The sequence below is a fragment of the Pseudomonas sp. E6002 genome (assembly GCF_013385565.1).
Lineage (GTDB): Bacteria > Pseudomonadota > Gammaproteobacteria > Pseudomonadales > Pseudomonadaceae > Aquipseudomonas.
Map to the genome: position 1 here is coordinate 22,954 of NZ_JACAPT010000016.1, position 22,687 is coordinate 45,640.

At 61.1% G+C, this 22,687-nt stretch carries 25 protein-coding genes; 9 read left to right on the forward strand and 16 right to left on the reverse strand.

The window, feature by feature from the left end; genetic code table 11:
- Positions 1-215: 215 nt before the first annotated feature.
- From HX815_RS14315 to HX815_RS14335, 5 genes are all read right to left on the reverse strand, one after another.
- The gene (locus tag HX815_RS14315; protein WP_003211775.1) at positions 216-539 is read right to left on the reverse strand and encodes a hypothetical protein; all 324 of its coding nucleotides are present in this window, start codon (positions 537-539) and stop codon (positions 216-218) included.
- The gene (locus HX815_RS31675) at positions 536-823 is read right to left on the reverse strand and encodes a DUF4225 domain-containing protein (protein WP_256351104.1); all 288 of its coding nucleotides are present in this window, start codon (positions 821-823) and stop codon (positions 536-538) included. The genes HX815_RS14315 and HX815_RS31675 overlap by 4 nt, the downstream gene beginning before the upstream one ends.
- A 174-nt stretch (positions 824-997) precedes the next feature.
- Positions 998-1,486, reverse strand: coding sequence for an Hcp family type VI secretion system effector (locus HX815_RS14325; RefSeq protein WP_177028450.1), 489 nt, complete (start codon positions 1,484-1,486; stop codon positions 998-1,000).
- A 165-nt stretch (positions 1,487-1,651) separates the two neighbouring features.
- Positions 1,652-1,993 carry a DUF6124 family protein gene (locus HX815_RS14330; protein WP_177028451.1) on the reverse strand — a complete coding sequence of 114 codons (342 nt, stop codon included), beginning with the start codon at positions 1,991-1,993 and terminating at the stop codon, positions 1,652-1,654.
- 311 nt (positions 1,994-2,304) lie between these two features.
- Positions 2,305-2,856 (reverse strand): dihydrofolate reductase family protein, encoded by a 552-nt coding sequence (locus tag HX815_RS14335; RefSeq protein WP_177028452.1) that lies wholly within the window; start codon positions 2,854-2,856, stop codon positions 2,305-2,307.
- 160 nt (positions 2,857-3,016) lie between these two features.
- Here HX815_RS14335 and lepB point away from each other — a divergent pair, with 160 nt between their 5' ends.
- Entirely contained in the window at positions 3,017-3,685 is a 669-nt protein-coding gene (gene lepB / locus HX815_RS14340) for a signal peptidase I (protein WP_008432435.1), read from the forward strand.
- A gap of 8 nt (positions 3,686-3,693) precedes the next feature.
- On the opposite strand, the gene HX815_RS14345 is transcribed toward lepB, so the two are convergent.
- The 10 genes from HX815_RS14345 to HX815_RS14390 form a co-directional block, all read right to left on the reverse strand.
- A complete protein-coding gene (locus tag HX815_RS14345) occupies positions 3,694-4,281 on the reverse strand; it encodes a TetR/AcrR family transcriptional regulator (protein ID WP_102369509.1) in 588 nt (195 codons plus the stop codon).
- Between the two features lie 31 nt (positions 4,282-4,312).
- Positions 4,313-5,065, reverse strand: a complete 753-nt coding sequence (locus HX815_RS14350; protein WP_177028453.1) for a 3-oxoacyl-ACP reductase family protein — start codon at positions 5,063-5,065, stop codon at positions 4,313-4,315.
- Positions 5,066-5,199: 134 nt separating this feature from the next.
- On the reverse strand, positions 5,200-6,129 hold the full coding sequence (locus HX815_RS14355; protein WP_177023298.1) for a sel1 repeat family protein: 930 nt from the start codon (positions 6,127-6,129) through the stop codon (positions 5,200-5,202).
- Positions 6,130-6,244: 115 nt separating this feature from the next.
- The gene (locus HX815_RS14360) at positions 6,245-7,180 is read right to left on the reverse strand and encodes an alpha/beta hydrolase (RefSeq protein WP_177028454.1); all 936 of its coding nucleotides are present in this window, start codon (positions 7,178-7,180) and stop codon (positions 6,245-6,247) included.
- 106 nt (positions 7,181-7,286) lie between these two features.
- Complete coding sequence (locus HX815_RS14365; protein WP_003211753.1) at positions 7,287-7,655, reverse strand: Na+/H+ antiporter subunit G; 369 nt, start codon at positions 7,653-7,655, stop codon at positions 7,287-7,289.
- Complete coding sequence (locus HX815_RS14370; RefSeq protein ID WP_003211751.1) at positions 7,652-7,930, reverse strand: K+/H+ antiporter subunit F; 279 nt, start codon at positions 7,928-7,930, stop codon at positions 7,652-7,654. The genes HX815_RS14365 and HX815_RS14370 overlap by 4 nt, the downstream gene beginning before the upstream one ends.
- Positions 7,927-8,415, reverse strand: coding sequence for a Na+/H+ antiporter subunit E (locus tag HX815_RS14375; RefSeq protein ID WP_003211750.1), 489 nt, complete (start codon positions 8,413-8,415; stop codon positions 7,927-7,929). Before HX815_RS14375 ends, HX815_RS14370 begins: the two co-directional genes overlap by 4 nt.
- Positions 8,412-10,094, reverse strand: coding sequence for a monovalent cation/H+ antiporter subunit D (locus HX815_RS14380; RefSeq protein WP_102369506.1), 1,683 nt, complete (start codon positions 10,092-10,094; stop codon positions 8,412-8,414). The genes HX815_RS14375 and HX815_RS14380 overlap by 4 nt, the downstream gene beginning before the upstream one ends.
- Positions 10,091-10,435: a Na+/H+ antiporter subunit C gene (locus HX815_RS14385; RefSeq protein WP_003192163.1), complete on the reverse strand. Its 345-nt coding sequence runs from the start codon at positions 10,433-10,435 to the stop codon at positions 10,091-10,093. The genes HX815_RS14380 and HX815_RS14385 overlap by 4 nt, the downstream gene beginning before the upstream one ends.
- On the reverse strand, positions 10,435-13,356 hold the full coding sequence (locus tag HX815_RS14390; protein ID WP_003211746.1) for a monovalent cation/H+ antiporter subunit A: 2,922 nt from the start codon (positions 13,354-13,356) through the stop codon (positions 10,435-10,437). The genes HX815_RS14385 and HX815_RS14390 overlap by 1 nt, the downstream gene beginning before the upstream one ends.
- A 186-nt stretch (positions 13,357-13,542) precedes the next feature.
- Between HX815_RS14390 and HX815_RS14395 the strand changes: the two genes are divergently transcribed.
- Complete coding sequence (locus HX815_RS14395; protein ID WP_177028455.1) at positions 13,543-15,120, forward strand: ABC-F family ATP-binding cassette domain-containing protein; 1,578 nt, start codon at positions 13,543-13,545, stop codon at positions 15,118-15,120.
- 6 nt (positions 15,121-15,126) lie between these two features.
- On the opposite strand, the gene HX815_RS14400 is transcribed toward HX815_RS14395, so the two are convergent.
- Positions 15,127-16,047, reverse strand: coding sequence for a DMT family transporter (locus HX815_RS14400; RefSeq protein WP_003211743.1), 921 nt, complete (start codon positions 16,045-16,047; stop codon positions 15,127-15,129).
- A 92-nt stretch (positions 16,048-16,139) separates the two neighbouring features.
- On the opposite strand from HX815_RS14400, the gene HX815_RS14405 reads away from it, so the two are divergent.
- The 7 genes from HX815_RS14405 to HX815_RS14435 all read left to right on the forward strand — a co-directional run bounded on the left by HX815_RS14405 (position 16,140) and on the right by HX815_RS14435 (position 22,641).
- Positions 16,140-16,703, forward strand: coding sequence for a helix-turn-helix domain-containing protein (locus tag HX815_RS14405; RefSeq protein WP_003211741.1), 564 nt, complete (start codon positions 16,140-16,142; stop codon positions 16,701-16,703).
- Between the two features lie 152 nt (positions 16,704-16,855).
- On the forward strand, positions 16,856-17,221 hold the full coding sequence (locus HX815_RS14410; RefSeq protein ID WP_177028456.1) for a hypothetical protein: 366 nt from the start codon (positions 16,856-16,858) through the stop codon (positions 17,219-17,221).
- Between the two features lie 237 nt (positions 17,222-17,458).
- Complete coding sequence (locus HX815_RS14415) at positions 17,459-18,655, forward strand: SfnB family sulfur acquisition oxidoreductase (RefSeq protein WP_003211739.1); 1,197 nt, start codon at positions 17,459-17,461, stop codon at positions 18,653-18,655.
- A gap of 12 nt (positions 18,656-18,667) precedes the next feature.
- Positions 18,668-19,009 (forward strand): hypothetical protein, encoded by a 342-nt coding sequence (locus tag HX815_RS14420; RefSeq protein ID WP_003211737.1) that lies wholly within the window; start codon positions 18,668-18,670, stop codon positions 19,007-19,009.
- Positions 19,009-20,424 (forward strand): LLM class flavin-dependent oxidoreductase, encoded by a 1,416-nt coding sequence (locus HX815_RS14425; protein ID WP_003211735.1) that lies wholly within the window; start codon positions 19,009-19,011, stop codon positions 20,422-20,424. Before HX815_RS14420 ends, HX815_RS14425 begins: the two co-directional genes overlap by 1 nt.
- Before the next feature lie 124 nt (positions 20,425-20,548).
- Complete coding sequence (locus HX815_RS14430; RefSeq protein ID WP_102605521.1) at positions 20,549-21,136, forward strand: AMP-binding protein; 588 nt, start codon at positions 20,549-20,551, stop codon at positions 21,134-21,136.
- Between the two features lie 86 nt (positions 21,137-21,222).
- Positions 21,223-22,641: an FAD/NAD(P)-binding protein gene (locus HX815_RS14435; RefSeq protein WP_102605522.1), complete on the forward strand. Its 1,419-nt coding sequence runs from the start codon at positions 21,223-21,225 to the stop codon at positions 22,639-22,641.
- Positions 22,642-22,687 lie beyond the last annotated feature (46 nt).

The window sequence follows — 22,687 nt, forward strand, 5'->3', positions numbered from 1 at the left end:
TGCTTTTGATCTTGATCTTAGGCGCTAGCCTAAGCGAGGTGCCGAGTGGTGGGGCAAGAGCGTTATCGATTGTTCCCATGCTCCGCGTGGGAATGCCGCCCCGGACGCTCTGCGTCCCGCCGTCAATGCGAGGTTGAAGTTCTGCACGAGTTGATGCGGGGCGTCACGGTATGCATTCCTACGCAGAGCCTGGGAACAATCAAACGTCCAGGTGATCATCTTTGGGACTTTCCGGGTAAGCGCTGCCACCACCACTTCAAGTCACGTTTGACAGGAAGTGCTAACGCATGGAGGAAAAGACAGATAAATGCGAGCCAACCAACCGACTCGTAGTTATTAATGATTTCCGGGTGATGCCCGAAGTACAAGAAATTATCAAATTTAACGATGTCCATGTGTACGCTCATAAAAAGCATGTTTACCCCCAGGCCTAGCAGGAGCTTGGTGTAACCAATATTTTTGCTGGAAAGGATCACTTTGAGGCTGTACGCAAATAGAATGCCGAATACCGAAAAAATCAAGAAAGCTAAAATAATCAATTTTTTGTCTCTTGATATAAGTTCTTTAGCGTTAAGACGTCTGCGCCTGCTTCAAATGCCAATGAAGTTGGCCCCATGGTCTTGTATGCTCGTATTTTGTCCGTATTGAGATACCTAAATAAACGCCAGGCATCTGGTTTTAACACGTGCCTTGTAACGCTGTAGGCAGAAAGCCCAATATCAACAGAGCCATATGCCATATTCGCTTCACGCTCGCCATATCCCATCGCAGATAATGCCGAGTGATGCCCCTTGCGCAATAGTCTTCTTACCTTGTTCAACATCCCTGACAATACTGCGCGCGTAATAAGCAACCTCCCGGTTGAATATGGACCGTGTTATCCCATCCTTGAGATGCCGCCCACTGATCGCACAGGCGTGATTCGTCAGCTTTGCTGCGGCTTGACTAACTTCCCACAGTTCATGAAACGTTGGCGTCGATGGTTCTTGATTTAGTTTCATAGATCGGTCTCGGGCCATGAACTGTAGCCACTGGTACCGGCCAGATGGTGAGTCCAGATGATTTCCCGATACCGGATGGAGAGATGCTCTTGTGCATCTATATCGTGCATCAGTACTGCGTGGGGCACGTCAAGGGAAAGGTCCGCGATGATGCAACCCCGTAGGTCGACGGTGTAGTACTTCTGGTGTTGGCCAAACTGAGAAATACGGTAGAAATGGATGATGCAGTTAAGCTCTTCTCTTTTGGAAAGTGCCATCGCCAACAGAGGTGAAGCTTTATCGACGTTTTTTGTAATGACCACTGGCCCATGAGTCGCAGCTCTGACATTCCCTTCATTGAGCATGTTGTGGTTATAGGACATCACCATTATTTCGTCGCGATGCCTTTCCTGGCATTTGTTACCGATAGAGTCTTGTGTAGAGCAGCCTGCGGAAATAAGACCCTGGGTTTTTCCGTTGATAGTCATGTAACCGTGGTTAGCCATAAAGAAGCATCCTGATCTATTGGTTTTCAGAATACAAAAAATGGCAAATAGGAAATATCGGAAGATTCTCTTTGAAGTGTGTGAGCAATATGTAGGATTTTTCTCTAATGGAGGGGCGGGTCTAGTTGAAATCGAATAGATCCACCCCGTTGTGTTTTTTCCTCTTTAACGTAGTTGGTTGTGTGTTGCGCCGTATTGATCAAGGGTGCTATCGACCAATAACTGAATCCCCTCCAACATCCGGCAAATCCCCAACGCCACACTCCGGGACGGCCCATCGATTTCAAATGCCAGATTCGTAGCTAACACCTGCACCGACGCCAAGTCCTCCGATGCATTGACCAACAACGTCTCCGCGTCCAACCCTTCACGCACGACAAAAAGCTTGGAGCTCTCGTCAGGCGAATCAGGTTCAGAAGAGGGATTCAGATAATGATTAATCGCCCGATGAGCAGCCGCGTGAAGCGAGGGTGAATCGAGTGGCGGGTTTGGACTGTCTTTGATCATGACGACGCTCCTAGAGTAATGGAGCCGCCACCCATCGCTGCGAAACGACAATCGGGTGGCAGCTGTACGCAGGTTCGCAGACCGGGACTCTAGGCACCCGGCATACCCGAAGGTATCCCGCGCACAGCCGCCATAACATCAGGCATAAAAAAGCGCCCGCTATCTTGTGGTGGACGCTGTGCGTCTAGAGTTTACCCGGGCTGCGAAACCCGGTCGCTGAATTTGCAGCGACCACCGAAGAGTAGGGAGCCATCTTCTGAGCGACAACCCTAAAAAGCTGTCGGAAATTTCCGGGTGTTAACCCGCGACCATCAGCGCTTGCCACTCACCTCATACCGGCTTTGAACAAACCCATTATCCGACGCATACGTGCCGATATGCCGAAGCTCATGCTCGCCACCCAACTGGCTGAACAAGGGGATCCCCTGGCCCAGCACAACCGGAATACGTGTGATGATCATCTCGTCGATCAAACCCGCCTCAAGAAACGCCTGAATCGTCTGGCCTCCGTCGATATACAGGTGTTTCATCCCGCGCTCGGCCAACGCTGCCACGAGGCTGGTGACATCCTGGCTCACCACCTCAACCTTGCCCTTCAAAGCTGCAGGTAGCTCAACCGATTGGTGAGAGAGTGCTATGACCGGCGTGCCCTCATAGGGCCACTCCGGAAAGGACAACACTTTTTCCAGAGTCTTGCGGCCCATCACTAGCGCATCCACGGTGGCGATGAAGTGTTCATAGGTCACGCCGTTCAATTCGGCGCCTTCGTACTCAGGGCGATGAAGCCACTCGATATCACCGTCTGGCCTGGCAATAAAGCCGTCGACGCTGGCTGCGATAAAGACCGAACATTTGCTATCCATGGGGCGTGAAACTCCTTTTCTGTGTGCTTGAAAATATCGACTGTCATGGGTCGGCAACGCTAATGTTAATTTAATCTTGCGATGCAATAAGCGAGCATTGCCAAAAATCACCGTGGGTACCCGGCGCAGGCCGGTGTGCCTTTTCGTATTGCGAGGATCTATGCGCCGTTGGTTAATCCGCTACCGTTACGCGATCATTTTCTGGCTGTGCTTCGGGGTTTTCCGCACCTCCCTGGCTGACTGGAATCCCATCCCGTCCGGTTCCATGCGCCCGACGTTACTTGAGGGCGATGTGGTGCTGGTCAACCGCGTCGCGTACGACCTCAAATTGCCCCTCACCGATATTTCCCTGGCGAGACTGGATAACCCCCAGCGCGGAGATGTCGTCACGTTCTCTTCGCCCAAGGACGGCACGCGCTTGATCAAACGCATTGTCGGTATCCCCGGCGATACCCTGGAAATGCGCGACGAGGTGTTGTGGGTCAACGGTACGCCGGCCACCTACAGTAATGGGCAGGACATCAGCGAGCCCATCGCGCCTGGCCAAACAGTTCCGGGTATCAAGGTGACGGAGCGTGCGAACAGCAGCCAGCGCACGGTGCAGTTCATGCCGACAGTACGGGCGCTGCGCGATTTCGGCCCGGTGGTGGTGCCTGCCGACAGTTACTTCATGCTGGGCGACAATCGCGATAACAGCGATGACTCCCGTTATATCGGGTTTGTGCCGCGTCGGCTGTTGATCGGGCATGCCCACCATATCCTGGCGTCAGCGCAGATCCTGGATCACTGGATGCCACGATTGGGTCGATTTGGCGCGCCGATCCTGTAGTGGGCTGATCACGCGTTTGCGCTGAGCGCCCGCAGTGCAAAACCCGCAATGCGCTCCAGCTGCTCAGTGGTGGCGCCGCCCTTGCTGGCGACTTTCATGCCGCTGAGGGTGGCCATCAGAAAATCACACGCGCCCGAGAGATCGGTGCCGACGGTCAATTCGCCTTGTTCCTGCGCACGCTCCAGCGTCTGTTCGAATGCATTGCGCAAGCGTTCGGCGCTGTGGGCGGTGAGTTGATTGATCTCATCATCTTCCAGGCCGAACTCGCAGATGGCATTGACGCCCATGCAACCCGCCGTCCCTTCCCGCAGGGCGCGGGTGGCGAAGGATTGCAGGGTGTCGTGCAGTGCCTGCAGCGGGGTCGGGCCCTGGTTCAGGCGCTCGATCAAGTCGTCGACGCCGGTGCGCTGATACTCGGCCATCGCCAACAGGTACAACTGGCGTTTGTCGCCAAAGGTGTTGTACATGCTCTGGCGGCTCAGTCCCATGGCCTGCATCAGTTCTTCAGTCGAGGCCGCGGCAAAACCCTTGTCGCAGAAAACCCGGATGGCCTCGCGCAGCACCTGGTCGCGGTCGAATGCTCTGGGTCTTGCCATGGTTACCTCGGGGGAAAATGCAGGTGAAGGCTCAGGCCAGGTAGCCGCCATCGATGGTCATGCTTGCGCCGGTGACAAATGCCGCTTCTTCGGACGCGAGATAAGCAACCATGCCGGCAACATCGTCGGCGGTGCCCACGCGGCCCAAGGGGATCAGGCTTTTGATCATGTCCGCATGGGGCCCGTCTGCCGGGTTCATGTCGGTGCTGGTCGGGCCCGGCTGCACGTTGTTGACGGTGATGCCGCGCGGCGCGAAATCAATCGCCAGGCCGCGGATCATACCGGCGATCGCCGACTTCGTCATGCTATAGACGCTGGAGCCCGGGAAGCCCGAACGTTGGGCGACCACGCTGCCGACGGTGATTATTCGGTCACCCGTGTGCATCACCGCCGAGCTGGCCTTGGCCGCCGCAAACGTGGCCCGCACATTGACCGCAAACATTCGGTCGAAGTCTTCCAGGCTGAAGGTGTCGACGGTGCCCATCAGCAGGATCCCGGCGTTGTTGACCAGGATATTCAAGGCGCCGAAATGCTCGACAGTGGCCGCGACCGCCCGTTCTATTGCCGCCACATCGGCGCTGTCGGCCTGAATCGCCAAGGCTTTTCCGCCCTTGCTTTCGATCAGGCCAACCAGCGCTTGCGCCTTGTCGGCAGAGGAGGAATAGGTAAACGCGACCGCTGCACCTTCAATTGAAAGCCGGCGGACAATCGCTTCGCCGATACCGCGGGAACCGCCGGTGACCAGGGCGACTTTGTGGTTGAAGCGAGGGGTGTGAGCTGTCATGGGGGAGGCCTGAGGTTTAGTGGATTAAATAATCCACTAAACCGTACCAGCCTGGAAATACTTCGCCAAGCTGTTTTTGGATTAATTAATCTTTAACTGAAGGATGTGCTCTCGAATCCGTCATCAGACGCCGGTCATTTCAGGTCGCTGTAGGTCAACCTGAACTCCGACAGCGCCGGGTGCTCGGTTTTCCACTGGCGGCCATACGCCTTGGCTGTTTCCATTTCTTCGGCAGTCAGCGCGCTGGCCAGTTGTTGCAGGTAGCCTGCGGCATCGGCGTGCCGTGGGTTTTGCCGGGTACTGTCCATGACCAGCCAGTAGAGCCCATAGGCGTGGATTTTGTTCTCGGGGTAGTGATAGCGGTTGGTGCCACTTTCATCGATATCGAACCCGCCGAGCGCACCGGCATAGGTCATGACGCCATCAAGGTCATTCAGCGCCAGCCGTTTTTCCAGGTGTATGCGCTGGTAGGAGAGGTTGCGGTAGTAGGTCTGCATGTTGGCCAGCCACTTCATCGCTGGCGGGAAGCCCTTGAAGGCCGCATACCTGAGCATGGAGTCGCGGTTGTCACTGGCCTCCGGGTTTTTGTCGTACAACAGCGCCGCAATGTAATAGGCCTCGGCGCAGCCTGCATCACCTGCCTTTCTCAGCCACGAGCGATCTTTGGTCAGTTCATACAGCTGCAGCATCGCTGCGCCGTCGCCAGCATCGGCACCTGCCTGGGCGAGGGCCTTGGCCTTGGCCAGGTTGGTTTCGCCACCCAGGCGCATCAGGGCGTACACATGATCCTGGGCGGCGGCCAGGCGGTACCACGCCTGGGCCTCGGGGTCGACACTGCCGACCCGGCGCCGGATGGCTTCGCCCAGGGCGTATTGGGACGGCGCATCGCCGGCCGAGGCAGAGATGGTCAAATGGGTTTCGCACTCTTCGAATTCACCGAGTTGATACAACTCGAGGCCCCGCTGCTTGGCTGCCTGTTGCTGGCTCGTCAAATGTGAAATCAGCGCATTCAGCGAGTTGAGCAAATCAAACAGCGTGGTCAGTGCATCGGAATGGGTATACATGATCATTACCTGTATCGGGATACGTTGTCCGATAAAGGTAGGTGGGGCGGTGGGGTCCCAGGTGACAGATAGTTATCGGCAGGAGCGCTACCTTTCCCGCGCTCTGGGCAACCCCTCAAGCGCTACGGCTGCCACGTATTGCCTGGTCCAGAAACAACGCCGCATTCGCCACGGCCTGCATGCCTTCGGGCAAGATTGCCGCAAACAAATGCCAGACATGAAACATCCCGGGCCAAACCTCCAGCGACACGCGTACCCGGTTTTCCCCCAGGTGGGTGGCCAGGCGCATGGCGTCGCTGAGCATGACTTCGTTTTCGCCGATCTGCACCAGAATGGGCGGCAATCCCCGGACGTCCGCGAACACCGGCGACGCATCGGGATCATTCGGCAGCGCGCCATTGAGAAACGCTTTTGCAAGCAGCGTCAGCCCCAGGCGGGAGGCTTGCGGGTCGAGGCCGTCACGGTTGTCGATGGAGGCGCCGGTGTGTTCCAGGTTGGCCCACGGCGACAAGGCGGCGCCCCCGGCGGGCAGTGGCAGGCCTGCGTTGCGGGCCTTGACCATCACCGACACCACCATTGCGCCGCCGGCCGAATCGCCCGAGAACACGATGGACCTGGGGTCATTGCCCTGGTCGAGCAGCCAGCGATAAGCCTGCAACGTGTCATCAATAGGTACGGGGAACGGATGCTCGGGCGCCAGGCGGTAGTCGGGCAGGTAGACTTTTGCACCCAGCAGTTTTGCGAAGTGGCCGGCAAGGCCCAGGTAGCCCCGCGGGCTGCCGCCGACATAACCACCGCCGTGGATGTAAAGCAGCACCTGGTCACCCTCAAACCCATCAGGCACGACCATCATGCCCGGTACGCCACCCATATCGACGTCACAAAAGCTGACACCGGCGGGAATCGGATGGGAACAAAGCACCTGCTCATAAGCCTTGCGCTGCTCATTGAGGGTGAGGGTGGTTTCCTGGCCCGTGAGAAATGGGCCGAAGTCAGCGGCGCAGGCAACCCACGCGTCGAGATGGGCCTGGACAAGGGGAGTGAATGCCATGGGGGAGAACCTCATAAAGTGATCCCGATACCGGGATTAGCGATTGAGGTTCTATTTTATGGATTCTATTGGAGAACGAATTTCACCACTGCGGCGCCTGCCGGGATCAGCTGCCGCTGTCAGTGCGACGGCTACTGACTTCAGCCGGCACATCATCCCCAGCCATGCGCTTGCGGAACAGCGCAGTGCGTGCCAGCAATAACGTGGTCACCGGCACCGTGATCGATAGCAGAATCGGGATCAACCAGCCGTGCAATACCGGACCGGACTTGAGCACCGAAAAGTAGATGATCGAGGCCAACGCCACGCACCAGGCGCCCAAGGTCGAGGCCAGCGCCGGCGGGTGCATGCGCTGGAAGAAGTCTTTCATCCGCAACAACCCAATCGCCCCAATCAGCGCAAACAGGCTGCTCAGCACTAACAATACCGCGACGATCACTTCAACCCACAGCGGCAACACGTCGACATTGATCATTCGATCACCTCCCCACGCAGCAGGAATTTCGCCAGGGCAAATGACCCCACAAAGCCAAACAGCGCAATCAACAGAGCCGCTTCAAAATACGTGTCACTGGCATACCGAATACCCAGCACCAGCATCATCAGCATGGCCAGGATGTACAGGTAATCCAGCGCCAGGACCCGGTCCTGGGCCGACGGGCCTTTGAACAGGCGCACCAGGGTCAGCACCATGGCCAGGGAGAACAGGAACAGGCTGAACAGGATCGCATTGGAGAGCAGGGCGCTCATTCGAAGATCTCCATCAGGGGCCGTTCGTAGGCGTGTTTGAAGTGCTCGATAAACTGCGCTTCGTCATCCAGGTCGAACACGTGGATCAGCAGGACGCTGCGGTCCAGGGCCAGTTCCGACCATACGGTGCCCGGCGTCACGCTGGTGATCATCGCCAGCACGGCCAGGCCGTTGGCATCCCGCAGGTCCAGGGGGATCTTGATAAAGCGCGAACGCGGTGGGCGAGAGCCGCAGGTCAGGATGCCCCAGGCCACGGCGAGGTTGGAGATGATCACGTCACGCCCCACCAGGAAGAACAAACGGATGATCACCCCCGGGCGGCGGATGCGGATCGGCAGCGGGCGCAACGGCGCCATCATCAGCGGTGCCGCAAAGCCGAGGATCGCCCCCAGCAGCAGGTTGCCGGGGCTGACGGACAGGTTCAGCACCAGCCACAACAACCACAATGCCAATGACAGCCACGGGGCAGGGAACAGGCGCTTCATGGCTGCACCTCCAGGGCGGCGGCCTTGGCTTCAGGGCTCGGCACCGGACGCGTCGCCATGACCGCCATCACATAGTGTTCCGGGTTGTTCAGGCTCTCGGCGGCCGCCTGGGTATAGCGCATCAGCGGCTCGGCCTTGAACGTCAGGGCGATGCTCAGGCCCAGCAGGAAGAAAATCGGCACGCATTCGAAGCGGCGCAGCAGCGGCGATGGACGTTCTTCCGGGGTCCAGAAGCGCTGGATGCCGAGGCGGGCGAAGGCGATCAGCGAAGCCAGGCCGGAGAAGATCAGCAGTGCCACCAGGCCCCAGGCGGCCGGACGCACCGGTTCGTCGATGGCATTGCCCAGGCCCAACGGGTTGATCAAGGCGCTGAGCAGGCTGAGCTTGCCGATAAACCCGGACAGCGGCGGCATGCCGATGATCAGCAGGGCGCAGGCGATAAAACTCAGGCCGAGGAACGCCACCGTCCAGGGAATCACCTGGCCGACCACGGCTTTCTGTTCATCGTCGAGGTTGGTGCCGGGCGGCGGATGCAGGGATTCCATGGCCTTGGGCAGGGCTTCGATTTCGTCGTCCAGGGGCATGTCGTTGGCCGAGCGCGAACGCTCGATCAATTCGGCCAGCAGGAACAGCGCACTCAGCGCCAGGGTGGAGCTGACCAGATAAAACAGCGCCCCGGCGGTCAGGCTTGGCTGGGCAAACCCCACCGCCGACAGCAGGATCCCGGCGGACACCAGGATGCTCAGGCTGGCCATGCGTTCCAGGCGTTGCGCCGCGATCATCGCCAGCGCCGCGCAGACGATGGTTGCCATGCCGCCGTAGATCAGCCAGTCGCCGCCAAACAGTGCCGAGGCACCCGCCTGGCCGGAGAACAGCAGGTTCCACAGACGCAGCACGGTGTACACGCCGACCTTGGTCATGATCGCAAACATCGCCGCCACTGGCGCACTGGCCGAGGAGTAGGCAGGCGCCAGCCAGAAGTTCAGCGGCCAGATCCCGGCCTTGGCCAGGAAGGCGACGGCGAGGATGCCCGCACCGGCATGCAGCAGGCCGCGATCGGCTTCCGGCACCAGGGGGATTTTCAGTGCCAGGTCGGCAAAGTTCAAGGTACCGGTGACGCCATAGATCAGCGCCGCGCCAATCAGGAACAAGGTCGAGGCCAGCAGGTTGATCGAGATGTAATGCAGCCCCGCCGACACCCGCGCCCGGCCGGAACCGTGGAGCATCAGGCCGTAGGACGCCGCCAGCAGCACTTCGAAAAACACGAACAGGTTGAACAGGTCGGCGGTCAGAAAGGCGCCATACAGGCCCATCAGCTGAATCTGGAACAGCGCATGGAAACTGGTGCCGGCCCGATCCCAACGGGCCATGGCGAACAGCAGGGCGCTGACGCCAATGATCCCGGTGAGCACCAGCATCATCGCCGAGAGTTGGTCCACCACCAGCACGATGCCGAACGGCACCTGCCAGTTGCCCGGCAGGTACACACCGATGGAGCCGGGGCCGCCTTTCTGGGTCCAGTACAGCAACAGCACGGCGATGCCCAGGCCCACCATGCTGGAGAACAGGTTGATCCGCGCCTTGAGCGGGCGGTGCTTCTCGCCGAGCATCAGCATCAGCGCGGCGGTCAGCAACGGCAGCAGGATCGGCGCGATGATCAGTTGATTCATCCAGGTCATTCCTTGGGCTCCCGGCCGTCCACATGGTCAGTGCCGGTCAGGCCCCGGGATGCCAGCAGCACCACCAGGAACAGTGCGGTCATGGCGAAGCTGATCACGATTGCCGTCAGCACCAGGGCCTGGGGCAGCGGATCGGTGTAGTTGAGCAAGTCTTGCGGCACGCCATCCTTGATGATCGGCTCCTTGCCGATAAACAGGCTGCCCATGCTGAAGATGAACAGGTTGACCCCGTAGGAGAGCAGGCACAGGCCCATCACCACCTGGAACGTCCGTGGCCGCAGGATCAGCCAGACGCCGGAGGCCGCCAGGACCCCAATGGCAATTGCGATGACTTCTTCCATCAGGCGGCTCCTCCTGGGCTGGCAACGGCTTTCGCCTGGTTACTGGGTTTATGGGCGCGCACCGATTGGTGGCCGAGGGCGGTGAGCATCAGCAAGGTCGAGCCGACCACCATGGCGTACACACCGACGTCGAAGAACAGCGCGCTGGCGACGTGGATGTCCCCCAGCACCGGCAGGCTGAAGTGCCAGGTGTGCGTGGTGAGGAACGGGTAGCCGGCGAGCAGTGCGCCCAGCCCGGTCAGGGTTGCAGACAACAAGCCAAAACCCATCCAGCGCATCGGCCGCAGGCTCATCTGTGCCTCGACCCACTGGGTACCGGCGACCATGTATTGCAGGATGAACGCGACGGACATCACCAGGCCGGCGACAAACCCGCCGCCCGGTTGGTTGTGCCCACGCATGAACAGGTAGAACGAGACAACCAGCGCAATCGGCAGCAGCAGGCGCACCAGCACCGCCGGCACCATCATGAAGCCCAGGGCGGTGTCGCTGGCCTGGCGCGGGTTGATCAGGTCGGTGGCCACGTCGGGTGCCAGTTGGCGCTGTTGCGCGGGCAGTTCCATGCTTTCCTTCGACGGACGGAAGCGGCGCAGCAGGGCGTAGACGGTCAGCGCCACGGCGCCGAGCACGGTGATTTCTCCCAGGGTGTCGAAGCCCCGGAAGTCCACCAGCATCACGTTCACCACATTGCTGCCACCGCCTTCTGGCAGGGCACGGCTGAGGTAGAAGGAGGAGATGTCGTTGGGGGTCTGGCGGGTCAGCATCGCGTAGGAGAGCAGCGCCATGCCGCCACCGACCACGGTGGACAGCAGGAAGTCCCGCAGGCGGCGGATGCGTGCCTTGCGCAGCGAGCTGGGCAGTGGGGAAACTTCTTCGATCCGCCGTGGCAGCCAGCGCAGGCCCAGCAGGATCAGCACGGTGGTGACCACTTCCACCACCAGTTGCGTCAGCGCCAGGTCTGGCGCCGAGAACCAGACGAAGGTCACGCAGGTCACCATCCCGCACACGCTGACCATGGTCAGGGCTGCCAGCCGGTGGTACTTGGCTTGCCAGGCGGCGCCCAGGGCGCAGGCGATTGCCAGCAGCCACAGGGTGACGAACACGATGGAGCCCGGGATCTTCGGCCGGTCGCCCCAACTGATGCCGCTGTAGAGCATCGGGATCAACCCGGCGATCACCGCCGCCAGCACCAGCAGGAACAGCTGGGTTTGCAGGCGTTTGGTGCTGATGCGTTTTTCGATCTTGCGCACCCCGCGCATCATCACCACCAGGCAGCGCTCGAAGCCGCGCTTGCCATTGAAGTAGCTGATGATCGGCGGGTATTTGAAGCGGCCCAACTTGAGTTGCTTGCGCAGCAGCAGATAGAGCACCACGCCGCCGGACATGGCCACCAGGCTCATGATCATCGGCGCGTTCCAGCCGTGCCAGATGGCGAGGCTGTATTCCGGCAGTTCGCCGCCGACCACCGGCAGGGCCGCTGCGGCGAGGATCGAACCGACCACCTGGGCCGGGAAAATCCCCACCAGCAGGCAGGTAAACACCAGCAACTCCACCGGCGCACGCATCCAGCGTGGCGGCTCGTGCGGGGTGTGGGGCAGGTTGGTGGCCTTGGGGCCGAAGAACACATCCACGGTAAAGCGCAGGGCATAGGCCACGCTGAAGGTACCGGCGATGGTGGCGATGACCGGCAGGGCGATTTCCACCCAGGCGGTGGCGGAGATAAATACGGTCTCGGCGAAGAACATTTCCTTGGACAGGAAACCGTTGAGCAGCGGCACGCCGGCCATGGACGCACTGGCGACCATCGCCAGGGTGGCGGTAAACGGAATCAGCTTGAACAGGCCGCTGAGCTTGCGGATGTCACGGGTGCCGCTTTCGTGGTCGATGATCCCCGCCGCCATGAACAGCGATGCCTTGAAAGTGGCGTGGTTAAGGATATGGAATACGGCGGCGACAGCGGCCAGCGGGCTGTTGAGGCCCAGCAGCAAGGTGATCAGCCCGAGGTGGCTGATGGTGGAGTAGGCCAGCAGGCCTTTGAGGTCGTTCTGGAACATGGCGCAATAAGCGCCGAGCAGCAGGGTAATGGCACCGGCACCGCCGACAATCCAGAACCACTCTTCGCTGCCGGACAGCGACGGCCACAGGCGGGCCAGCAGGAACACGCCGGCCTTCACCATCGTTGCCGAGTGCAGGTAGGCCGACACCGGCGTCGGTGCAGCCATGGCGTGGGGCAGCCAGAAGTGGAAGGGGAATTGCGCGCTTTTGCTCAGGGCGCCGATCAGCACCAGGGCGAGCATGATCGGGTACAACGAATGGGCACGGATCTGATCACCGGCAGCCAGGACCTGGTCCAGGTCGTAGCTGCCGACGATATGCCCGAGCAGCATCACCCCCGCCAGCAGGCACAAACCGCCCGCGCCGGTGACCATCAGCGCCATATAGGCGCCACGCCGGGCATCGGCGCGGTGGTGCCAGTAGCCGATCAGCAGGAACGAGAACAGGCTGGTGAGCTCCCAGAAAAACACGATCTGGATCAGGTTGCCGGAGATCACCAGGCCGAGCATCGCACCCATGAAGGCCAGGAAAAACGCGAAGAAGCGCGGCACCGGGTCTTCCGGCGACATGTAATACCGGGCGTACAGCGACACCAGGGTCCCGATGCCCAGCACCAGCATCGAGAACAACCAGGCAAAACCGTCCATGCGCAATACGAAGTTCAGCCCGAGGCTGGGCAACCACATGAATTCTTCACGTATCACGCCACCGTGGGCGATCTGGGGGTAGAGCAGGGCGACTTGAACCGTCCCGACCAGGGCCACAAGGCCGGCCAGCAGGGACTCTGTGTTGCGTGCGTTGTGCGGCAGCAAGGCCGCCAGACAGCTGCCGATAAAAGGCAGAAGCAGTAGAACTATCAGGGACATAGGCTTCTAATCTGCGGGAGTTTGGGATGCATCATACGTGCCGGAATCTTGATCACCAAACGGCAAGATGTGGCAGGATCCTACAAGGTAGGCTGAAAAAGGCTGTTTGGCATTGTTTCAGTGCCCGTATCCAGGACAGGTATGCTGTTCAAAGGTTTTTTTCAGCCTGTTGCATAAGGACGTGTGATGACCCAGCGATTGCTCCACCTTGCCCATGTCGCCTGCAGCCTGCCGGATGGACGCAGCCTGTTCGACAACCTGAACCATGCCTTCAGCGCCCGTGCGACCGGCCTCGTGGGGGCCAACGGGACTGGCAAGTCCTTGTTGGGCGCAATGCTCGCGGGCACCCTGCAGCCCACCCGCGGGCATGTGCGCCGTGAGGGCAGTGTGTACGCGGTGACGCAACTGCTGGAGCCCGAACACTATCCCAGCGTGGCGGCGTTGGCGGGTGTCGACCAAGTGCTGGCGGCGTTGGCGCGCATCGCCGAGGGCAGCGTGGACGAACACGACCATGCACTGGCCGTTGATCAATGGGATTGCGCGCCTCGACTGGCGGCGGCCCTGGAGCAAATCGGCCTGGGGCACTTGACTGCCGACTCGCCAACCGCGGCCCTCAGTGGCGGCGAACGCCAGCGCGTCGCTTTGCTGGGCGCCTGGTTGTCGAGGGCAGACTGGTTGATCCTCGATGAGCCCAGCAACCACCTGGACATTGATCAGCAGCACAAGCTTGCCCAGCAGATTGATCGCTGGCCCGGCGGCCTGGTGCTGATCAGCCATGATCGCGGGCTGCTGGAGCACATGGACGAGATTGTCGAACTGTCGCCCAAGGGCTTGGCGGTGTACGGCGGTAATTACAGCCACTATGCGGCGACACGGGAGCAGGAGCAGCAGGCGTTCCAGTCGGCGTTGCAGGGGGAGCGCGCGCACGCCAAACGTGAGCAGCGTGAAGCGGTCATCCAGATGGAGCGTCAGCAGCGCCGCAATGCCCGGGGCGACCGCCAGGCCCGGGATGGCAACCAGACCAAACTGATCACCAACGCCCAGAAAGAGCGCAGTGAAAACAGCCAGGGCAAGTTGCGCCTCAACCAGCAGCTGGCGCGTGAGCAGCAACAGCAGCGGATCGCCGAGGCGCGTGCGCGGTGTGCGCCCGAGATCCAGCGCATGATGCTGTCGCCGGAAAGCGTGGTGCCCCAGGGCAAGCTGGTGTTGCAACTCAACGAGGTGGTGCTGCCGTTTGGCAGCCGCGCACCGATCAATCTCACCCTGACCGGCCCGATGCGCATGGCGATCCTGGGAGCCAATGGCAGTGGCAAGTCGACCCTGCTGCGGGTGATTGCCGGCCAGTTGCCGGTGGCTGCCGGTGAGTTGGCGCGCAGTTGCCATATCGGCTGGCTGGACCAACACGCCGGGCTGGAGCACCCCGAGCGCACGGCGGTGCAATGGCTTTACGAAAGTAATCCGCTACTGGCGGAAAGCGAAGCGCGTACCCGGCTGGCGCAAATGGGCATCGATGCCGACCGGGCGGTCCTCGATACGCGCCAACTGAGCGGCGGCGAGCGTCTGAAAATTGCCCTGGCCGCACAGCTCTACGCCGAGCATCCGCCGCAATTGTTGTTGCTGGACGAACCCGACAACCATCTGGACTTGCCCAGCCGGATTGCCCTGGAGCAAATGCTCAATCAGTACCAGGGCGCGCTGATCGTGGTGTCCCATGACGAGGCGTTCCTGCAGGCCATCAACCTGGACGGTGAGTTGCGCCTCTGAGGCCGTTCAACCCTGTTTTTCATGTTCCAGTTCGGCCTGGGGCTCGGCGAGCCGCTGCCGGCGGGTTTTCATCTCACTGACAATCACCGCCGCCACGATCAACGCCGCGCCCACCATGGCAATCGGCGGGAAGCGCTCCCCGGCAATCCGCCCGACTACGCCGGCCCACACCGGCTCCCCGGCATAAATCAGCGTGGCGCGAGTCGGCGAGACGCTTTTCTGCGCCCAGTTCATCGCCACCTGAATCACCGCGCTGGTCAGCCCCAGGCCCACCGCGCTGAACAGCAGCAACCAGGAAAACCCCGGCAGCGCCTCGCCCATCGGCACCACCATCAGGAACGACAGCACCGACGCCGTGGCCAGTTGCACCACCGTTACCCGGCGTACATCCACCTGCCCGGCAAAGGCGCTGATCAGGATGATCTCGGCGGCAATTGCTACCGCACCGATCAACGTGGCGATTTCACCGGGGCTGAAATTCAATGATGCCCCGGCCGGGCCGGTCAGCAGCATCAGCCCGGTAAACGCGAGCATGATGCCGATGCTCGGCATCAACCCCGGCCGCCGTCCCAGTACCAGCCATTGCAGCAGCGGCACGAATGGCACATACAGCGCAGTAATAAATGCCGACTGGCTGCTCAGGATCGTCTGCAAGCCAATGGTCTGCAAACCGTAGCCGAACATGATCGCCACACCGATAAAGCAGCCAGCCTTCAATTCAAACAGCGTCAGGTTCCGCAGGCTGCGGAATGAGAACGCCCCGACGATGAGCGCCGCTGCAGCAAAACGCAGGCCGACGAAAAACATCGGGCCGCTGACCGCCATGGCGTGCTGCACCAGCAAAAAGGTGCCGCCCCAAAACATGGTGATCACCACCAATACACATTCGGCTTTGCTGAAACGGGAAAACAACGGGGAGGTGGTCATGGCGGCTCGGTCTTGCACAGGAAGGGCGCGGACCGCACAATGCGCCGCAAGCTGGGCAGTATACTGCGCAACCCCACCCTGTGAGCAATATAGTGCACAAAGAAAATCCGCAACGGGCCTCGGTCCTGCAACACGTCAGCCAGAACGTTCGGCGCCTGCGCCATGCGGCTGAGTTGAGCCAGACGGCGCTGTCCGAAAAATCCGGCGTCAGCCGGCGCATGCTGGTGGCAATCGAGGCGGGGGAGAAAAACGTCAGCCTGTCGACCCTCGACCGGGTGGCCGAAGCCCTGGACGTGGCCTTCAGCGACTTGATCCAGGCCCCGGATGCCGCTGATCACAGCCGTATCAACGAACTGGCCTGGGCCGGTGACATCCCCGGCAGCAAAGCCGTGCTGCTGGCCAAGGCCACCGCGCGTCGCGAGGTGGAACTATGGGAGATGCGCCTGGAGCCCGGCGATCGCTACATGCCTGAACCGGACCCCGAGGGTTGGAGCGTGCAGTTGTTTGTGTTCGAAGGCACCCTGACGCTGGTGCTGGGGGATGAGGAAAAAAACGTCGCCACCGGTGAGTTCCTGATGTTCGCCAGCCGCTACCTTCATGCCTATCGCAATGACGGCGACGTGGCGGTGCGGTTTGTGCGCAACGTGGTGATTTAAGACTCTTGGCTTTGAGTGTTGTCAACTGTCAGATTTCACAGCTTACATCAGCGTTGGATTGAATCTAGTGTGGGAGTTACTGCTCAGAGAACTGGCTCAATCGGAGCGCGGGCGGAAGGGGCAGTTGGCTTCACTAAATGGAGAGCACACTGATGACAGCGCAAGACTCAAAGCACATCAAGAGTAGTGACTTGCTTCCCCGTCCACGCATTAATCCCTCTCACGGGAACCATGTGAATTATCCCGAGATGCAGGGTGGGCAAGCCTCGATCATTATTCCCGCGTACCCGGGCCTGGCCATTGGGCAAACAATCAGGTGGACGGTCAGGGGGAACGGCTTGCTGTTTGGTCACATCGAGGTAAAGTCGCTGGAGCACCAATACAAAGATGTTGTGAACGGTATTGTCTTCCGCCGTGAGGTGGTGGAGGCAAAATATAGCGTGCGTCAAGATGGACATGACGAGCGCCTTTCTGACCATAGTTTTTATATCGTGGACGACCGTCCTGCCGACGCCTGAGTGGTAGCGAGTTGGCTTTCAATACCGAAGTCAGTGTCGCCGGTATTGAAAGCCACCACGGGGCCTTGCTCCCGGATGATCAACTGTTGGCAGCGCAACAGTGGTTGGACACTTTGCTGTTTTGACCCGCCAACGATTTCCCTGATATACCGGCAACCCGCTGATTTCGTTGCACATTGCATTCGGGCACGACTCCTGCAATCACTCCAGTATCTCTCTGGAGCCTGGAGTCGGCCCATGTCAGCCCAACCCCTACAACCTGCCCACATCATCCGTTCGGACGCCGAGGCCATTGCGGTTGCTACCGAGTTGGCCAAGCGTTTTGCCGTGGACGCCGGCGTGCGCGACCGCGAGCGACGCCTGCCGGTGGCCGAGCTGGACGAATTCTCTGCCAGTGGCCTGTGGGGCATCACCATTCCCAAGGCCTACGGCGGCGCGGGAGTGTCCTATGTGACGGTGGCCGAGGTGATCAAGCTGATCTCCGCCGCCGACCCGTCCCTGGGGCAGATTCCGCAGAACCACCTGGGCGTCGTCGACATCCTCCTGCAAACCGCCAGCGAGGAGCAAAAGCAGCACTACTTCGCCAAGGTCCTGCTGGGCTATCGGTTCGGCAATGCCTTCTCCGAAGCCAAGAGCAAGAACGCCGGCACGTTTGACACACAAGTGCGCTTTGACGGCGACAGTGCGTACATCAACGGCGAGAAGTTCTACTGCACCGGCGCACTGTTCGCCCATATCGTGCCGACGGTGGGCGTCAACGAAAAAGACCAGGCGTTCATCGCCTTTGTCGAACGGGACGCGCCGGGCCTGCAAGTGATCGACAGCTGGGACGGCTTCGGCCAGCGCACCACCGCCAGCGGCGGCGTGACCCTCGACGGTGTGAAGGTGCCGCTGAGTGCGGTGATCCCCGCCCACCAGGCCTTCGACCAACCCACCGCCAACGGCCCGATTTCGCAGATCATCCAGGCGGCCGTCGACACCGGCATCGCCCTCGGGGCCCTGGAACAAGCCAAGATTCATGCACGCCAGGCCCGGCCCTGGATCGACAGCCAGCAGGATCACGGCTGGCAAGACCCGTTCACCATCGCCGCCATCGGCGACCTGGAATGGCGGGTCCACGGCACCGAAGCGATCCTCGCCAAGGCCGGCATTGCCGTCGACCAGGCCCTGGCCAACCCCAACGAAGACACCGTGGCCAATGCCTCGTTGGTCGTCGCCCAGGCCAAAGTGCTGTCGGCGGAAACCGCCTTGCTCGCCAGCAGCAAACTCTTCGAACTGGCCGGCACCCGCTCGGTGTCCGGCAAGCACAACCTCGACCGCTTCTGGCGCAACGCGCGTACCCACACCCTGCACGACCCGGCCCGCTGGAAATACCACCTGATCGGCAACTTCGTGCTCAACGGCGTCAAGCCCGCACGCCATGCCTGGAACTGAGGAGTTGCATCCATGACCGCACTGAATCAGGCGCGCCAACTGCTGGAAAGCACCCGGCGCTTTGTCGAGAAAAGTGATGACCCCTACGTGATCAGCCGCTTTGGCGATTTGCAGATTCGCGTGGAGGTAGCGGCTGCTTTGTTTGAGCGTGCCGAAACCCACCCAGGCCCGGTGGCCCTCACAGAAGCCCAGATAGCGGCTGCCGAGGCCCTCATCGCTGTCAGCAACGCCGAATTCGAACTCACCGGCCAGCGTACTGCGCTGCCGCCGACCCTTGATGATCCCCTGCGCTGGAAATACCAGATTGTCGGCAACTACCACCTCAACGGTGTCGCCCCCCGGAGTAACGTTTAATGCCTCGTGAAATCCGTTTGAATGCTTTCGACATGAACTGTGTCGGCCACCAGTCGCCGGGCCTGTGGGCCCACCCGCGTGACCGCTCATGGCAGTACAAGGACCTGGAATACTGGACCGACCTGGCAAAAATTCTTGAGCGCGGCAAGTTCGACGGCCTGTTCATCGCCGACGTGCTGGGCATCTACGACGTCTATAACGGCAACGGTGACGCAGCGATTCGCCAGGCGACCCAGGTGCCGGTCAACGACCCGCTGTCGCTGATCGCACCCATGGCGCTGGTCACCGAACACCTGGGTTTTGGCCTCACCGCTTCACTGTCATTCGAACACCCGTACCCGTTCGCCCGGCGCCTTTCCACCCTCGACCACCTGACCAAGGGCCGCGTCGGCTGGAACATCGTCACCTCGTACCTGGAAAGCGGCGCGAAGAACCTCGGCCAGAAAGCCCAGACCGAACACGATGCGCGCTACGACTACGCCGAGGAATACCTGGAGGTTTGCTACAAGCTCTGGGAAGGCAGCTGGGAAGAGGGCGCGGTGTTACGCGACCGCGAACGGCGGATCTTCAGCGACCCGAGCAAGATCCACGAGATCCGCCACGTCGGCAAACACTTCCAGGTGCCCGGCATTCACCTGTGCGAACCGTCGCCACAACGCACGCCGGTGCTGTACCAGGCCGGGGCGTCGAGCCGTGGCAAACAGTTCGCCGCCGAACAGGCCGAATGCGTGTTCGTCGCCGCGCCGTCGAAAGTGCTGCTGAAGAAAACCGTCGCTGACATCCGTCGGCGTGCGGCTGAGGCAGGCCGTGATCCGAAGAAAATCCTGATCTTCAACCTGCAGACGGTGATCGTTGGCGAGACCGATGCCAAGGCCAAGGCCAAATTCGACGAATACAAATCCTACGTCAGCTACGAAGGCGCGATGGCCCTGATCTCCGGCTGGACCGGCATCGACTTCAGCCAGTTCAAGCCCGATGAACCCCTCAAGCATGTGCATACCAACGCCATTCAATCGGCGGTGGAAGCCTTCTCCACTGCCGACCCGAACAAGGTCTGGACCCCGAATGAACTGGCAGACTGGGTCGGCATCGGCGGCTTCGGCCCGTTGTTCGTCGGCGGCCCGGAAACCGTGGCCGATCTGTTGCAGGAATGGGTTGAAGAGACCGATGTGGACGGCTTCAACCTGGCCTATGCACTGACCCACGAGACCTTTATCGACGCGGTCGAGTTACTGGTGCCGGAGTTGCAGAAGCGCGGCGTGTACAAGACCGAATATGCCCAGGGCACCCTGCGGGAGAAATTGTTTGGGGACGGCGCGCGGTTGGCGGACAACCATCCGGGGGCCAGCTATCGTGATTTGTCGGGTGTACATAAAACAAATGTGGGAGCGGGCTTGCTCGCGAATGCGGACTGACATTCAGCATTGATGTTGCCTGAAGCACCGTTTTCGCGAGCGAGTCGAGCCGTCCCACCGCCGCCCACATAAATCCGGCCAGCGGACCACCGCATGCTTGTTTCACCAATAGGAGCATCACCCTATGAGCGTGCATGAACTTGAACTTGCGCTGGATGTGGAATGGCCCGCCGAACGGGTTACGGTGTTGCCCGAGGCGTTGGCGCAGTTGCGCCATTGGGCACAGGTGACCCCGTTGCACAGCGCCCTGCGCCACAAGCGTGACGGCCAGTGGTATGCCTGGCGCTGGATTGATGCGTTGCGGGATGTCGAGCGCCTGGCTGATGGCTTGCGTCAGCAGGGCTTTACCGAGCAGTCGCGGCTGGCCCTCAGCGGTGCCTTCGAACCCGGCCTATTGCTGCTGGCCCTGGCCGCCCAGGTGATCGGTGGCCAGATCCTGACCCTGGCGGATGACCTCGAGCCCGCTGCCCTGCAGCAACAAGTGTGGCGCATCCGGCCTACCCACGCGTATGTCCCTGGGTTCCAGACGTTGGCGATGGTGCGACGGATCGACCCTGTGGACACCTCACAACGGCTCTGTCGCTGGTGGCAGCCTTCGGGCAAGACCGAATTGTGGAGCGGGGAAAGCACCCATTGGCAAGGCGGCCTGGCGACGGTGCTGGAGCAATGGCTGATTAGCGGCCAGAGCCTGGGCTTCCCGCAGTCGGGCTGAACTAGGCGTCCCGGGTGAATGTGCTGGATACTGCACGGGGCGATTTTTACCACAACCATTCAGGCAGACAGTAAGGGCGCAATTTCATGAGTGAAACCGAACGCGGACAGGCGACGAGCGCCATTCGCAACGCCGATGTGCTGATTGTCGGCGGCGGCCTGAGCGGGACGATGCTGGCGGTGCAGTTGCTGCGCCTGCCGGGCACGCGGCAGATCCTGGTGATCGAGCCGCGCCAGGAACTGGGGCGCGGCGAGGCCTACAGTGCGGTAGAGCTTGGGCACACCTTGAACGGCAACGCCGCGCGCATGAGCGTCGACCCGGACAACGCCGATGACCTGACCCAGTGGCTGACCGCCTACATCGCCGGCGGCGGCTGGCCCGAGTCGGACCAGCAGCACGTGCCCATCAGCGAACTGTTTCCGCCCCGCGGGATTTTTGGCCTGTACGCGCAGCAGCGGCTGGCCGAGGCCAAGGCGATTTCCGCGTCGACCGTCGAGCACATTCGCGCCGAGGTGACAGACCTTGAGGTGGATGAACACGCCACACGGCTGACCTTGAGCGACGGCCAGCAACTGCGCGGTGCCTGTGCGGTATTGGCCACCGGCATGTTCCCGGCGGCACGCACGCCACAGACCGAATCCAGCGGCTTGAATGCCGCTGCCGTCGACCCGTGGGATGTATCGGCCATGACCCAACTGGACCCGCAATCTACCGTGCTGATCATCGGTTCCGGGCTGACCATGGTGGACGCCGTGGTGTCCCTGGAACAGGCCGGCCATCGCGGGCCCATCGAGATTTTTTCGCGCCACGGCCTGTTGCCCCATGTCCGTCGGCAGCCGCCGGCCTGGGTCGACTTCCTGGGAGAAGACCACAGCCTGCGCAGCCCCCGGCAATTGCTGCGGGAGGTGCGGCGCCAATGCCGGCTCGCGCTGGAGCAGGGGATTGACTGGCAAGCGCCGCTGGACACCGTGCGTGCCAACATCGGGCGGTTGTGGAGCCAGGCCAGCGAGGGCGAGAAACGTCAGTTCGTGCGGCATGTGCGGCCCTGGTGGGAAAGCCACCACCACCGTTCGCCGCCGTTGAGTGCCGAGTTGGTGGCGCGGTTGCATGGGGAAGGGCGGCTGCGGATCCGGGCGGCTTCGTACAAGGGGCTGGTGCCTTCGCAAGGTGAGGTGACGATCCGCCTGCGTCATCGTGGAGAGCAGGATGTGGTGCAGGTGTCGGGGGCAGCGCTGATCAACTCCAGCGGGATTGAATATGACTGGCGGCGCGTGGCCCGGCCGTTGCCCCGGCAGTTGCTCAAGCGCGGGCTGATTCAGCCCGGGCCGTTGGCGTTGGGGATTGCGGCGGATGTGTCGGGGGCGGTGCTGGATGCCCACGGGAATGTCAGCCGTCGGCTGTTTGCCATGGGCCCGCCGTTGCGCGGTATGTGGTGGGAAAGTACCGCAGTGACGGATGTCGCGATTCAGGCCAAGGCGCTGGCCGCGAGGTTGGCACACCTCTGAATCTAATGTGGGAGCTGGCTTGCCTGCGATAGCGGTGGGTCAGCTG